The 12472-nt window shown below is 73.5% G+C and carries 15 protein-coding genes; 6 read left to right on the top strand and 9 right to left on the bottom strand.

Annotated features, from left to right (window positions below; all coding sequences use genetic code 11):
* Positions 1-86 precede the first annotated feature (86 nt).
* The gene (locus ACZ6NC_RS27555; protein WP_465736452.1) at positions 87-524 is read left to right on the top strand and encodes a hypothetical protein; all 438 of its coding nucleotides are present in this window, start codon (positions 87-89) and stop codon (positions 522-524) included.
* 17 nt (positions 525-541) lie between these two features.
* Here the strand turns inward: ACZ6NC_RS27555 and ACZ6NC_RS27550 are convergent, their stop codons facing one another.
* The 3 genes from ACZ6NC_RS27550 to ACZ6NC_RS27540 form a co-directional block, all read right to left on the bottom strand.
* Positions 542-1372 (bottom strand): helix-turn-helix domain-containing protein, encoded by an 831-nt coding sequence (locus ACZ6NC_RS27550; RefSeq protein WP_465736451.1) that lies wholly within the window; start codon positions 1370-1372, stop codon positions 542-544.
* A gap of 34 nt (positions 1373-1406) precedes the next feature.
* The gene (locus tag ACZ6NC_RS27545; RefSeq protein WP_465736450.1) at positions 1407-1889 is read right to left on the bottom strand and encodes a DUF2269 family protein; all 483 of its coding nucleotides are present in this window, start codon (positions 1887-1889) and stop codon (positions 1407-1409) included.
* 149 nt (positions 1890-2038) lie between these two features.
* Complete coding sequence (locus tag ACZ6NC_RS27540) at positions 2039-2749, bottom strand: 4'-phosphopantetheinyl transferase family protein (protein ID WP_465736449.1); 711 nt, start codon at positions 2747-2749, stop codon at positions 2039-2041.
* Positions 2750-3039: 290 nt separating this feature from the next.
* On the opposite strand from ACZ6NC_RS27540, the gene ACZ6NC_RS27535 reads away from it, so the two are divergent.
* The gene (locus ACZ6NC_RS27535) at positions 3040-4518 is read left to right on the top strand and encodes a choice-of-anchor A family protein (protein ID WP_465736448.1); all 1479 of its coding nucleotides are present in this window, start codon (positions 3040-3042) and stop codon (positions 4516-4518) included.
* Positions 4519-4628: 110 nt separating this feature from the next.
* On the opposite strand, the gene ACZ6NC_RS27530 is transcribed toward ACZ6NC_RS27535, so the two are convergent.
* The gene (locus tag ACZ6NC_RS27530; protein WP_465736447.1) at positions 4629-5255 is read right to left on the bottom strand and encodes a TetR/AcrR family transcriptional regulator; all 627 of its coding nucleotides are present in this window, start codon (positions 5253-5255) and stop codon (positions 4629-4631) included.
* Positions 5256-5319: 64 nt separating this feature from the next.
* Between ACZ6NC_RS27530 and ACZ6NC_RS27525 the strand changes: the two genes are divergently transcribed.
* Complete coding sequence (locus tag ACZ6NC_RS27525; protein WP_465736446.1) at positions 5320-6264, top strand: hypothetical protein; 945 nt, start codon at positions 5320-5322, stop codon at positions 6262-6264.
* A 58-nt stretch (positions 6265-6322) separates the two neighbouring features.
* Here the strand turns inward: ACZ6NC_RS27525 and ACZ6NC_RS27520 are convergent, their stop codons facing one another.
* The 3 genes from ACZ6NC_RS27520 to ACZ6NC_RS27510 form a co-directional block, all read right to left on the bottom strand.
* Complete coding sequence (locus ACZ6NC_RS27520) at positions 6323-6814, bottom strand: F0F1 ATP synthase subunit B family protein (protein WP_465736445.1); 492 nt, start codon at positions 6812-6814, stop codon at positions 6323-6325.
* Positions 6815-7090: 276 nt separating this feature from the next.
* Complete coding sequence (gene kynU, locus ACZ6NC_RS27515; protein ID WP_465736444.1) at positions 7091-8317, bottom strand: kynureninase; 1227 nt, start codon at positions 8315-8317, stop codon at positions 7091-7093.
* A 128-nt stretch (positions 8318-8445) separates the two neighbouring features.
* Entirely contained in the window at positions 8446-9276 is an 831-nt protein-coding gene (locus tag ACZ6NC_RS27510; RefSeq protein ID WP_465736443.1) for a tryptophan 2,3-dioxygenase, read from the bottom strand.
* 200 nt (positions 9277-9476) lie between these two features.
* Here ACZ6NC_RS27510 and ACZ6NC_RS27505 point away from each other — a divergent pair, with 200 nt between their 5' ends.
* Positions 9477-9911 carry an Lrp/AsnC family transcriptional regulator gene (locus ACZ6NC_RS27505; RefSeq protein ID WP_465736442.1) on the top strand — a complete coding sequence of 145 codons (435 nt, stop codon included), beginning with the start codon at positions 9477-9479 and terminating at the stop codon, positions 9909-9911.
* Between the two features lie 66 nt (positions 9912-9977).
* Positions 9978-10520 (top strand): NADPH-dependent FMN reductase, encoded by a 543-nt coding sequence (locus ACZ6NC_RS27500; protein ID WP_465736441.1) that lies wholly within the window; start codon positions 9978-9980, stop codon positions 10518-10520.
* 45 nt (positions 10521-10565) lie between these two features.
* On the opposite strand, the gene ACZ6NC_RS27495 is transcribed toward ACZ6NC_RS27500, so the two are convergent.
* Together ACZ6NC_RS27495 and ACZ6NC_RS27490 are read right to left on the bottom strand one after the other, a co-directional pair.
* Positions 10566-11198 carry a MarC family protein gene (locus ACZ6NC_RS27495; RefSeq protein WP_465736440.1) on the bottom strand — a complete coding sequence of 211 codons (633 nt, stop codon included), beginning with the start codon at positions 11196-11198 and terminating at the stop codon, positions 10566-10568.
* 22 nt (positions 11199-11220) lie between these two features.
* The gene (locus ACZ6NC_RS27490; RefSeq protein WP_465736439.1) at positions 11221-11538 is read right to left on the bottom strand and encodes a barstar family protein; all 318 of its coding nucleotides are present in this window, start codon (positions 11536-11538) and stop codon (positions 11221-11223) included.
* 147 nt (positions 11539-11685) lie between these two features.
* Between ACZ6NC_RS27490 and ACZ6NC_RS27485 the strand changes: the two genes are divergently transcribed.
* Complete coding sequence (locus ACZ6NC_RS27485) at positions 11686-12246, top strand: DoxX family protein (protein ID WP_465736438.1); 561 nt, start codon at positions 11686-11688, stop codon at positions 12244-12246.
* The last annotated feature ends 226 nt before the right edge of the window (positions 12247-12472 follow it).

Below are 12472 nucleotides of genomic sequence, written 5' to 3'. Positions count from 1 at the left end.
GCCCCGGAACCGGCCGGGCAGAGTGTGGAGCACCCGGTCGCGCCGACCGCACCGGGACCCGACCCCCCTCCGGAGGCTGATCCGTCATGTCCGCGAACAACCTCACCGCCGCCCGCCGCACCGCCGCCCCCAACCGTCAGGCCCAGCAGAACCTGCGGCGCTTCCTCGCGCTCGACGCGGTGGTCAGCGGCGGCAACGGCCTCGCCTACCTGGCCTTCTCCGGTCCGCTCGGCGACCTGCTCGGTGTCGGCGGTTCCACCCTGGTCGAGCTGGGTGCCGTCCTCGCGGTGTTCGGGCTGGCGGTCGGCGTCCTGGCCGCCCGTCGCAGGCCGGCCCGCCTCGCCGTGCAGGCGGTGATCGACATCAACGTGGTCTGGACGGTGCTCAGCCTGGTCGCGATGGAGGTCTGGCTGGAGCCGAGCACCGCCGGGCTGGTCTGGATCCCGTTGCAGGCCGGCGCCGTGGCGCTGTTCGCCGTCCTGCAGTTCACCGCCCTGCGCGGGCTCGACCGGGGCACTCGCTGACGATCGGCGGGCACCCGCTAACGATCGGCGGGCACCGCCGCCTGGAGGAAGGCGACGGTCTCCGCGTCGGCCGGGAGGAACGTCTCCATGGCCAGCTCGGAGACGGTCACGTCCAGGGGCGTGTTGAAGGTCGCGATGGTGGAGAGGAACGACAGCACCCGGCCCTCGAACGCCACCCGCATGGGCAGCGCGAACGGGAAGAGCTCGGTGATGTCCTCCACGCCGTCGTCGGGCGCACCTCCGGCCGGCTCGGGGTAGGCGCCGACCTCGTCCAGCAGGGCCCGCAGCGGTTCGGAGCGGACCAGACCGACCTGACGCTCCATCCGCTCCAGCAGGTGCCGCCGCCACTGCCGAAGGTTGACGATGCGCGGCGCCAGCCCCTCGGGGTGCAGGGTGATCCGCATAGCGTTGAGCGGCGGCTCCAGCAGGTGCGGGGCGACGCCGGAGAGCAGCAGGCCGAGCGAGCGGTTGGCCGCCAGCACCCGGAAGGTGCCGTCGACCACCAGTGCGGGGTACGGGTCGTGCGAGGCGAGCAGCCGTTCCATCCCGGCCCGCAGCGCGTCCATCGCCGGGTCGTCCAGTGGCGTCTCGGGGTAGTGCGGGGCGTAACCGGCGGCCAGAAGCAGGGAGTTGCGTTCGCGCACGGGGATGTCCAGCTGCTCGGCGAGCCGCAGCACCATCTCCTGGCTGGGGCGGGAACGCCCGGTCTCGATGAAGCTGATGTGCCGGGCCGAGGAGTCGGCCCGGAGCGCCAGTTGCAGCTGGCTGAGCTGCCGCCGCTCGCGCCAGCCGCGCAGCAGCGCGCCCACGCCCGTCCCCGTGCCGGTCTCGATCCCCGCCGTCGTCATGGCAGGACCGTACCGCGTGACCCGTTCCGGCCGGTCAGGCGCCGGTGGTCGAACCCGGCCGGATGATCATCAGCACCACGACCACCGCCCAGAGCAGGTTGAAGACGCCGGCGGTCATCGGCAGCAGCCGCAGGCCCTGGACGGCCTTGCCGTGCTCCGGGGCCCCGCCGTCGAGGTCGAGCGCGTCCACCGCCGCCTGCTGCGCGGGGAGCACGAAGAGCAGCAGGGAGAGCGCGGCGAGCGCGGTGAGCACCATCGAGACGATCAGCCAGGACTGCCCGAGCACGTCCATCACCTGGGCGACGCCGATGCCCATCACCGGGACGGCTATCCCCAGCAGCGCGTAGACCTGGGTGATCCGGTGCAGCAGGCGCAGCGTGCCGGCCTCGGCGGCCCGGTCCGGTCCGCCGGCCAGCGCGGCCTTCGCCTGGCGCGGGAACATGCTGACGGCCACCGCCACCGGGCCGATGAACAGCACCGAGGCGAGGACGTGCAGGCTCAGCAGGAACTTGGCCATGGCGGGGGCACCTCTTGATCCAACGGGGGCTGCGCGCCGGGGACGCCGCGCGGGCAGCCGGGGCGTCGGGTTCCGCGCCCCGAGCAGGCACGCTAACACCGCTTATCCGGGGCCCCGCGGGTCGGGGTCAGGCCTCCTGCCGGGCCCGGTCAGCCGGCCGGCGGTGTCAGCAGCACGACCCGCGGCGCCGCGGTGCTCACCGCCGAGACGGCCGCCCCGTGCGCTGCGTCGATCCAGTCGAGCAGATGCAGGTCCTGGTAGCGGCTGCGCAGCGGCCGGTCCGCCGGGACGTCGAGCGGCAGGGCGGAGAGATCGACGGCGGCGAGCCCGTCCAGGCTGGTCCGCCCCAGCTTGATCAGCGACTCCTTCCGCACCCACTGCCGCAGGAACGCCACCCCCGGCTCCGGGTGCGCCTCGACCAGCCGCAGCTCCGCCGGGCCGAGCACCCGCCCGGCGACGTCGAGGAGCGCGCCGCTGCGCGTGGCCAGCTCGACGTCCACGCCGATCGGATGGTGTCCGGCGGCGGCCGCGACGACGCCGTTGGTGTGCGAGAGGCTGACGTGGACGTCCGGGTGGTCCGGCAGGTACGGGCGGCCGTGGTCGGCCTTTCCGCAGTCGGGGCAGTTCTGGGCCAGCGTCAGCCCGGCGGCCGGGATGCCGAGCAGCCGGGCGGCGCAGAGCCGGACCAGGATGTGCGCGGCGGTGAAGTCGGCCCGTCCGGAGTCGCGCCGGAACCGGGCGGCGCGCTCGCGCTCCAGCGCGGTGAGCAGGTGCTCGCCGGCCTCTGGGTGCCGCAGCACGTCGGCACTGGCCGCGACGGCGGCGAGCGGGGCGTGCGGATCCTGGTCCTCGGAAGTCATGGTGCCAACCTAGCGGCGGCGCAGCCGGCACGCGGTGACTGGCCCGGACGGATGGTTCTCGGATCGATCCTGAGGGTCTACAGGGTATGAATTATCCGATTTAGTGTTAATTATCCCGAATCAATCGGAATTAACGCAGGATCAACCGAGTTGCGGCAGGCTGTCTGACCTGCCTTTTCCCTGTGCGGAGGAACGTGTCGATGGGTCAGGGCACCGGTACGCCGGATCACCGAACAACCGCCACGAAGAGAGCGCCGGAGGCCCACAGACGCCGGGCCGTCCGGGTGGCGGTGGCCACCGTCGTCGCCGCACTGCCGCTGGCCGCCGTGCTGACGGTCGGTTCGGCCGCACCGCTGGCGCCGCCGCTCGGCGCCTGCACCGGGCCCGACTGTCCGGCCACCTGGCCGTCGCCGCCGCACAACGGCGACTTCGCCGGCCGGGACTCCACGATCAACGTCTTCACCGGTGGCGACTACACCGTGCACGGCCGGGCCGCCGAGGCCGAGGGCAAGATCGTCACCCTCGGCAACCTCACCGTCGACAAGAGCCAGGGCGGCGGCACCTTCAACATGGGCGTGGTGGGCGTCGGTTCGCGCGTGGTGCCGCCCAACGGGAGCGACTTCGTCACCGTCGGCGGCAAGGTGGACGTCAAGCCCGGCAACCGGATCCTCATCGGCGGCAGCGACTCCAACGGCCAGGCCTTCGGCAACCTGCGGTACGCGGGCACGCTGTCCGGCACCGTCAACATCGACCCGACCGGCCGGGCGGTCAAGGATCCGGACGCCGCCGCGCCCTACCGGTCGGTGCTCACCCGGATCGAGGAGCTCTCCGCCTGCGTCGCCAAGGCGACCGCCACCGGCGCGGTCGCGGTGACCAACAGCGAGGCGACCTTCACCGGCGACGGGACCAGCATGAAGCAGGTCTTCAACGTCACCCGGAACCTGGGCTCGGCCACCCGGCAGATCGGCCTGGTCTTCGCCGACATCCCGGCCGGTGCCACCGTGGTCGTGAACGTCCTGCCGGACGACGCGATCATCAACACCTACACCGGCACCGGCCTGCCCGGCGACCAGACCACCGAGATGCGCTCCAAGCTGATGTGGAACTTCCCCACGTCCACCAACGCGCGCCTCCTCGGCGGCGCGCAGTTCCAGGGCTCGGTCATGGCGGGCAATGCCGGCGGCACCACCACCATCGCCCTTGCCGGCCTCAACGGGCGGGTGTACCTGGCGGGCAACCTGATCCAGACCGGCACCGGCGGCTACGAGATCCACAGCTACCCGTTCGACGGGGACCTCCCGGATTGCGACGTGACGCCGAGCCCGTCCCCGACGTCGCCGAGCCCGTCCCCGACCTCGCCGTCCCCCACCTCGCCGTCCCCCACCTCGCCGTCCCCCACCTCACCGACCCCGACGTCGCCGGCGCCGACCTCGTCGAGCGCCGCGCCGACCAGCCCGACCACGCACCCGACCAGCCACCGCCCCACCAGCCACCACCCGACGAGTCACGGCCCCACCAGCCACCACCCGACCAGCCACCGCCCCACCAGCCACCACCCGACGAGTCACGGCCCCACCAGCCACCACCCGACCAGTCACGGCCCCACCAGCCACTGGCCGACCGCCGGCGCGTCGACCGGCGGCGGCGGTGAGCTGCCGACGACCGGTGCGGGCAACGCCCCGGTCGTCCTCGGTCTGGCCGGCGTCGGCGTGCTGGGCCTCGGCGGTCTCGCCGTCCTGGCCGCCCGCCGACGCGGACGCCACAGCTGACGGCCACGGCTGACCGCCGCAGCTGACCGCCGCAACTGCGCGTGACAGCTGGACGCCGTCAGGCCGCCCGGTCACCCGACCGGGCGGCCTGACGCGCTGTGGGGGGGCGCTCACCGCGCCGGGTAGTCCGCCAGCCCCGTCCCCAGCAGGCCGAAGGCCTCCCCGACCGCCGCCTCGACCCGGGCGCGGACGGTCCCGGCCGGCTCGCCGGCCACGATGCCGCGCCGGATCTCCGCCATCACCGCCCGGTGCGCCCCCGCGACGGCGCCGGCGAGCACCCGTGGCAGGGGGTCGTCCGGGCCGGCCCCCGACTCCTCGGCCAGCGCCGCCGCGAGCGCCGCCTCGGCGCGTTCGCCCAGCTCCAGCAGCCGGGCCCGCAGGGCCGGGCTCTCCGCGACCACCCGCCAGAACACCGCCGCCTCGGCGCTCAGCCCGTACGTCGGCTCGCCCGCCGCGAGCCCGGCCAGCAGGTCGGCCCGGACGGCGTCGACGGCGGACGTGCCCGCCGGGCGCTCCCGCACCACCGTGGCCAGGTGGGCGACCACCTCCTCCTGCCGGTCGAAGAAGAGGTCCTCCTTGGTGGGGAAGTAGTTGAAGACCGTGTTGGCCGAGACCCCGGCCGCCCGGGCCACCTCGACCACGGTGACCTGCTCGAACCCGCGCTCGGCGAACAGGCCCATCGCCGTGTCGGCCAGCAGGGTCCGGGTCTGCTGCTTCTTGAGTGCGCGAAGTCCCATGCCCAAAATCATAGTGTCACGCTAAATTTGCAGTGACACCAAAAATATCGGTTACGGTGGCGTCATGACCTTCACCTTCGGCATCTACCCCGGCGGTCTGCTCGGCGACGACACCGGCGTGATCGAACCCGTCCGTCCCGACGACCCGGCCCTGATCGCCACTGCTCTCCGCGAACTCCAGGGGGCGGCGCCCGCGTTCCTGGTGCGTGCCTACCGCCACCACCCCGAGGGGGTGCAGACCCCGGCCGAACCGGAGCGCTATGCGGTCGAGGGCCGCCGACTCGACCTCGTCCTCCAGTTCCGCGAGCCGAGCGGGAGCCTGGACGGCTGGCTGGACTTCGTCCGGCGGACCGTCCGGACCGAGGGGCACCGGATCGCCGTCCTGCAGATCTGCGAGGAGCCCAACGTCGACATGCCCGCGCTCGACGGCAGCACCCCCAACGTCCGCCAGGCGCTGGTGCAGGGTGTGATCGCGGCCAAGGAGGAGGCGCTGGCCTGCGGCCACGACCTCGCCGTCGGCTTCAACGCGGCGCTGAACTTCGACCCCGCGGACACCTTCTGGCCGGAGCTCGGCGCCCTCGCCGACGAGCGCTTCCACCGCGCGCTCGACTACGTCGGCCTGGACTTCTTTCCCGACGTCTTCCGGCCCGTCCCGCCGCAGCGGCTGGCGGAGGCGGTCACCGCGGTGCTCACCGGCTTCCGGCGGGACTCCCTCGCCAAGGCCGGCATCGGTCCGTCCGTGCCGGTCCGGATCTGTGAGCACGGCTGGCCGACCGGCCCGGACCGGAGCGAGCGTAGGCAGGCCGAGGTGGTGGAGGAGGTGGTCCGGACGATCGCCGGTCTCGCCGCCGAACTCACCATCGAGGGCTATGCGTTCTTCAGCCTGCGGGACGCGGACAGTGCGGGTGCCGGGGCCTTCGACCGCTTCGGCCTGCTCCGGGACGACTACACCCGCAAGCCGGCCTTCGCCGTCTACCGGCAGCTGGTCCAGGAGTTGACCTCGCCCTGACGGCAACGCCGGACGGCCCCCCGCCCGTGGTGGGCGAGGGGCCGTCCGGCATCACGGCTTACTGCTCGTCGAAGAAACGCTCCACCGTGCCGCGCCCGGCGGCGACGGCGGCCACGGACTCACCGACCACCCGTCCCGCCAGCTCGACGGCCAGCTCGCCGACCTCCTGGCGGAGGGTGACGGCCGCGAGTGCCTGGTCGACGGCGATCTGCGCGTCCGCCTCGGCGACCAGCCGGTCGCGCTCCCGGATGCCCTCCTCGCGGGCCGCCGCGATGATCGCCGCACCCTGCTCGGCCGCCTCCTGCCGGATCAGCGCCGCCTCGTGCCGCGCGTCCGCCAGCTCCTGCCGGTAGGCCGCGTACGTCCGCTCCGCCTCGTCGCGGATCGCCTCCGCGCGCTGCTGCCGGCCTTCGGTCGCATCCCGCCGTTCGGCCTGCACGTGCTCGATCCTCGGCAGCACCTTGCGGCCCAGCAGCCAGACCATCAGGAAGAAGCAGGCCAGGGCGACGAGGACCTCGGCGGGTTCGGGCTTCAGTGGGCCGATTGCCATGTCGATACACCCCTCCGATGGTATGACGATCACTCAAATGTCTACCTGCCCCGTCGCTTTGGCGGCAAACCGCCGTCGCGGGTGGGGTGCGGAGGTGTGGGTGTGGGTGGATCGCCGGCCCGGGAGCTCCTGGCCCGCGATCACTGATCCCGGCCCACCGGATCGACTCACCTGCTCGACCTCACCGGCCCATGACCTACTCGACGGTCGGGCCGGCCGTCCAGTCGCCGTCGACGGTGAGCTCGGCGCCGGTGACAGGGGAGGAGTCGTCGGGGGTCAGGTCACCTCGCCGCGCCGGGAGAAGCGTTCCTCCCGCCACTCGCCGCTCTCCAGCACCTCGGCAAGCTGCTGCGCCGCGTCCCAGACGTCCGTGTACGACAGGTAGAGCGGGGTGAAGCCGAACCGCATGAGGTCCGGGGCGCGGAAGTCCCCGATCACCCCGCGCGCGATCAGCGCCTGCACCACCGGGTAGCCGTCGGCGTGCCGCAGCGCGACCTGGCTGCCGCGCCGGGCGTGCTCGCGCGGGGTGGCCACCTCGACCCCGTCCAGGCCCTCCGTCAGGGCGATGAACAGATCGGTCAGCGCCAGGCTCTTCGCCCGCACCGCGGCCAGGTCGGCCCGCTCCCAGACGTCCAGCGACGACTCCAGCGCGGCCTGGCCGAGCAGCGAGGGCGAGCTGGTCAGGAACCGGCCGATGCCCGCCTTCGGGTCGTACCCGGGCTCGAAGGCGAACGGGCGGGCGTGCCCGAACCAGCCGCTCAGCGGCTGCTCCGGCCCGGCCGCGAGGTGGCGCTCGGCCACGTACAGGAAGGCCGGCGAACCGGGGCCGCCGTTCAGGTACTTGTAGGTGCAGCCGACCGCGAAGTCGGCGCCGCTCGCGCCGAGCCCGACCGGCAGCGCGCCCACCGAGTGGCAGACGTCCCAGATCATCAGGGCGCCCGCGGCCTGCACCCGGGCGGTGATCCCGGGCATGTCCAGCAGCTCGCCGGTGCGGTAGTCCACGTGGGAGAGGACGACGACGGCGACGTCCCCGTCCAGGTGCCGGTCCAGCTCCTCCGGCGCGACCAGGACGCTGCGCGCGCCCTCGAACAGCCCGGTCACGCCCTCGGCGATGTAGAGGTCGGTCGGGAACGCCGCGCCGTCGCCGAGCACCGTGCGCCGGCCGGGGCGCAGCCGCAGCGCGGCCGTCAGCACCTTGAACAGGTTGACCGAGGTGGTGTCGCAGACCACCACCTCCGCCGGCCCGGCCCCGATCAGCGGGGCGATCCGGCGGCCCAGCCGGTAGGGCTGCTCGAACCAGCCGGCCTCGTTCCAGCTGCGGATCAGCTCCCGGCCCCACTCCTCCTCGACCACCTGCCGCACCCGCCCGGGGGTGCGGGCCGGCAGCGCGCCGAGCGAGTTCCCGTCCAGGTAGATGACACCCTCCGGCAGCGCGAACTCCTTGCGGAACGCCGCCAGCGGGTCGACGGCGTCCAGCGCCGCGCACTCCTCGCGCGTGATCATGCCCGGCCTCTCGCCCACTCTCTCGTCCAGTCCTCTGGTCACATCTCGCCCGGTCACGGCACGTCCGTCCGGAGCTCGCCCGTTCGCATCCCGCCCGGCCGCATCCTGCCCGTTCGCGTCCCGCCCGGTCACAGCTCGTCCCGGACGGTCCACAGCTCGGGGAAGACGTCCTGCTCGGCGGCCTTGCGCAGCCAGGTCAGGCCGCTGGAGCCGCCCGAGCCCGGCTTGGCGCCCATCGCCCGCTTGACCGCCGCCAGGTGCCGCTGGCGCCAGCGGGTCACCCGCTCGGCGACGTCCAGCAACGCCTCGGCGAGCGGCTGCAGTGCCGCGTACTCGGGGTCGGTGTAGACCTGCCGCCAGGCCGCCTCCACCGCCGGGTCGGCGCGGTGCCGCTGCTCGGAGGGCTCGTGCGGCGCGGCCAGCCCGCGCCGGGCGAGCAGCGCCAGCGCGTCGTCGTAGAGGCCGGGGGAGCGCAGCGCCACGCTCAGCTCGGCGTGCGTCTCCGGCACCTCGTCGTACATCCGCAGCAGGGCGGCGTTCTTGTTGCCGAGCAGGAACTCCAGGTGCAGGAAGGCCGAGGACTGGAAGCCCGAGGCCTCGCCGAACACCGAGCGGAACGCGTTGAACTCCTGCGGTGTCATGGTCGCCAGCAGGTCCCAGGACTCCACCAGCACGTCCTGGACGTGGGTGCCACGGCGCAGCGCGGCCAGCGCGGCCGGCAGGTCGTCCTCGCGCAGCGCCTGCTGGGCCAGCGTCCATTCGTGCCGCAGCAGGCCGAAAAGCAGCTCCATCACCTGGGTGGCGACGATGAACGACAGCTCGGCCGGCACCTTGCTGCGCGGGTTCTGCAGGCTGTGCAGCTCGGCCAGCCGCACGTACCGGGCGTACGGGGTGCCGTGACCCGGTTCGCCGCCCCGGCCGAATGACAGGTTCGGTTTCTCCACCGCGTCGTGCCCCATCCCGATCCCTCCTGAAGACCCGCACCGTTGCGGGGCCCCATTGTGCGGCGGCCACCACCCGCTCTTGAATGGGCTCCGGGCACCGCTACGGCACCGGGACTTGTCGTTCGAGAGGTCTTTCCGCCGATCTGCTTTATGATCGCGAAACGGCTGGATCCGGCCACACAATGCCCGCCGACCACGACCCTCCGGGAGCCCCCATGGACGCCGTCGACCGCCGCCTGCTGGCCGAACTCCAGGCCGACGCCCGTCTCTCGTACAACGAACTCTCCCGCCGGGTGAGCCTCTCCGCACCCGCCGTCGCCGAACGGGTGCGCCGGCTGGAGGCCGACGGGGTGATCAGCGGCTACCACGCCCATGTCGACCCCGCCCGGGCCGGGCTGCCGATCACCGCGCTGGTCCAGCTGCAGTGCTACGGCCCCCGCTGCGTGCTGCGCGACCCCGAGGTGGCCCGCTGGCCGGAGGTGCTCCAGCTGCACCGGGTGACCGGCGGCGCCTGCTGCGTGCTGCTGGTCGCGGTGCCGGCGATGGTCGACTTCGAGGCGCTGATCGACCGCCTCGGCGCGTACGGGCAGCCGGCCAGCTCGATGATCCTCTCCAGCCCGGTGCCCTGGCGCCCGGTGGTCGCCCCCTGAGCCGGGCCCGTCCCGCACGGCGGCCCGACGGAACGTCAGCTCCGGTGGAACGGTAGGTTCCTCGCCATGCCGAACGACGACCGTCACATCCTGCTGCTCTCCGGCAGCCTGCGCGCCGGCTCCACCAACGAGACGGTGCTGCGCACCGCCGCCGCGGTCGCGCACTCCACCGAGGGCGTCACCGCCACGTACTACACGGGCCTGGCCGGACTGCCGCACTTCAACCCCGACGACGACACCGACCCGCTGCCCGGGCCGGTCACCGACCTGCGGGCCGCCATCGCGGCCGCCGACGCCCTGCTGATCTGTACTCCCGAGTACGCGGGCACGCTGCCCGGCTCGTTCAAGAACCTTCTCGACTGGACGGTCGGCGGCACCGAGATCTCGGACAAACCTGCCGCCTGGATCAACGCCGCCGCCCCCGGGCGCGGCCAGGGCGCCGAGGCGACGCTGCGCACCGTGCTCGGCTACACCGGCGCCGCCGTGCTGGACGAGGCCTGCGTGCGGATTCCGCTGGACCGCTCGGGCGTCGGCCCGGACGGGCTGGCCACGGACCCGCTGGTCCGGGACCGGATCGGCGAGGTGCTGGCCCGCCTGGCGGCCGGCTGACCCCGGGCCGTTCGCCGAAGGACCGCCGATCCCTGCCGGCCGGGCTCAGTGCCCGTCCGGCAGGTGCAGGCCAAGCCCCGCCAGGCCGTTGAGGAACAGCTCCACGCCGACCGCCGCCAGCAACAGGCCGAGCAGCCGGGAGAGCACCTCGAGCGAGGTCCGGTGGGTGCGCTGCATCAGCGGGGCGAGTGCCGCCACACAGAAGTAGTTGATCACCACGACGGCGATGTACGCCCCGGCGACGGTGGTGCGCCACCCCCAGTCGTCCTTGGTGAGCGAGGCGACCAGCACCGCGGTGACCGCCAGTGGGCTGGCGATGTACGGCAGCAGCAGCTCGCGGATGCCGTCCACCATCGGGTTGGCGAGGTGCTCGTCCTCGTCGTCGCCGGCGCCGAGGTGGATGCCGAGGACCAGCGCGACGGCGTAGATGAAGAAGATCGCGCCGCCCGCCAGTTGCAGCGACTGGTCGCTGATGTGGAAGAGCGAGGTGACCGCGTCGGCGGTGTAGGCGAGCACCAGCCCGATGACGGCGGAGATCGCCGTGGACCAGGCCGCCAGCCGCCGGAGCTCCTTCGTGGTGCGGGTGCCGGCCAGCCGGGCGAAGGACAGCAGGACCTTCGGAGGGCCGACGACGGCGAAGAACGCGATGAAGGCGCTGCTCAGGTTGAAGACGAACATGCGCCAAGCATGGCCGGGCTGATCATCGCAGTTCGACCGCCACGCCCTCGGCGCGCAGCGTGGCGAGGATCGCGTCGAAGTAGTCGAGCCGCCGCTCGCCGAGGAAGACGGTGCCGGTCAGGTGCCGGCGGGCGGTGCCGGCGTCCTGCCAGAGCAGGGTGAACGGGGGAGTGGGGCCGAACCCGCCGCGCAGGCAGTCGGCCAGCGCGTCGAGGTTGGAACCGTAGTAGCCCCCGGGCCCGTTCAGGGCGGCGCCGAGGGCGGTGTAGAAGGCGGCGCGGTCGGTGATCCCGCGGCCGTCCAGCACGTAGGTGGGCCGCTCCGGCCGGGTGACGGTCATCCGCCCTCCATTCCTGCTCGCCCCCTGTACGCCCGGGTATTCCCTCCCCTCTCGATATTCGCCCGGATGGCGGTCCCGGGTCGAGCCGGCCCGCCCTTTCGGCTCCTATGGAAGCCGGATCACCCTCCGCTGGAACGAGGACTCGACATGTGTCTGAACCGTAAGGACCTGGGCCTGCTGGCCCTGCGCGGCGCCGTCGGCGGGGTGCTGATCGCACACGGCACCCAGAAGCTGTTCGGCTGGTTCGGTGGCGGCGGCCTGGAGGTCACCGCCCAGGCGATGGAGCAGATGGGCTTCCATCCGGCGCGGCAGAGCGCCCTGGCCGCGGGCCTCGGCGAGGCGGGCGGCGGCGCCCTGCTGGTGGCCGGGCTGGCCACGCCGGCGGCCGGTGCGGTGGTGGCCGGCACCATGGCGGGGGCGGTCGCGGTGCATGCCCCGGCCGGCTTCTTCGTGATGTCCGGCGGCTACGAGTACCCGGCCTTCCTGGGCGCGACCGGGCTGGCGCTGGGCCTGGCCGGCCCGGGGCGGTACTCGCTGGACCACCTGACCGGCCACGCCTTCGACCGCCCGTGGGTGGGCCTGCTCGCCTTCGCCGCCAGCGCGGCCTCCGCGTACGGCGTGGTGGCCCGCCGTCGGCACGCGGTGCGGCTGAGCGAGGAGCGCGCCGCCGTGGAGGCGGAGGAGCAGGAGGGCTCGGGCCTGTCCTGAGCCTGCCTGTCCCGAGCCCCGCGGTCCCGGGCGCGCTGTCGCGAAGTCCGCTGTCGCGAAGTCCGCTGTCGTGAAGCCTGCTGCTATGAGGCCTGTCGGCTGGACGCTGTTGGCCTGAAACCGCCCCCGTCCGGTGGCGGCCGGTGGGGGGGGGGGGGGGGGGGGGGGGGGGGGGGGGGGGGGGGGGGGGGGGGGGGGGGGGGGGGGGGGGGAGGGGAGAGGAGGA

This window comes from Kitasatospora sp. NPDC041988 (assembly GCF_055588525.1).
This window is presented reverse-complemented; position numbering and strand designations above follow the sequence as displayed.

Bases quoted from the DNA above. Each gene is read 5' to 3' on its own strand.
- ACZ6NC_RS27555 (WP_465736452.1), top strand. From the start codon at position 87: ATGTCCGCGAACAACCTCACCGCCGCCCGCCGCACCGCCGCCCCCAAC.
- ACZ6NC_RS27550 (WP_465736451.1), bottom strand. From the start codon at position 1,372: ATGACGACGGCGGGGATCGAGACCGGCACGGGGACGGGCGTGGGCGCG.
- ACZ6NC_RS27545 (WP_465736450.1), bottom strand. From the start codon at position 1,889: ATGGCCAAGTTCCTGCTGAGCCTGCACGTCCTCGCCTCGGTGCTGTTC.
- ACZ6NC_RS27540 (WP_465736449.1), bottom strand. From the start codon at position 2,749: ATGACTTCCGAGGACCAGGATCCGCACGCCCCGCTCGCCGCCGTCGCG.
- ACZ6NC_RS27530 (WP_465736447.1), bottom strand. From the start codon at position 5,255: ATGGGACTTCGCGCACTCAAGAAGCAGCAGACCCGGACCCTGCTGGCC.
- ACZ6NC_RS27525 (WP_465736446.1), top strand. From the start codon at position 5,320: ATGACCTTCACCTTCGGCATCTACCCCGGCGGTCTGCTCGGCGACGAC.
- ACZ6NC_RS27520 (WP_465736445.1), bottom strand. From the start codon at position 6,814: ATGGCAATCGGCCCACTGAAGCCCGAACCCGCCGAGGTCCTCGTCGCC.
- kynU (WP_465736444.1), bottom strand. From the start codon at position 8,317: ATGATCACGCGCGAGGAGTGCGCGGCGCTGGACGCCGTCGACCCGCTG.
- ACZ6NC_RS27510 (WP_465736443.1), bottom strand. From the start codon at position 9,276: ATGGGGCACGACGCGGTGGAGAAACCGAACCTGTCATTCGGCCGGGGC.
- ACZ6NC_RS27505 (WP_465736442.1), top strand. From the start codon at position 9,477: ATGGACGCCGTCGACCGCCGCCTGCTGGCCGAACTCCAGGCCGACGCC.
- ACZ6NC_RS27500 (WP_465736441.1), top strand. From the start codon at position 9,978: ATGCCGAACGACGACCGTCACATCCTGCTGCTCTCCGGCAGCCTGCGC.
- ACZ6NC_RS27495 (WP_465736440.1), bottom strand. From the start codon at position 11,198: ATGTTCGTCTTCAACCTGAGCAGCGCCTTCATCGCGTTCTTCGCCGTC.
- ACZ6NC_RS27490 (WP_465736439.1), bottom strand. From the start codon at position 11,538: ATGACCGTCACCCGGCCGGAGCGGCCCACCTACGTGCTGGACGGCCGC.
- ACZ6NC_RS27485 (WP_465736438.1), top strand. From the start codon at position 11,686: ATGTGTCTGAACCGTAAGGACCTGGGCCTGCTGGCCCTGCGCGGCGCC.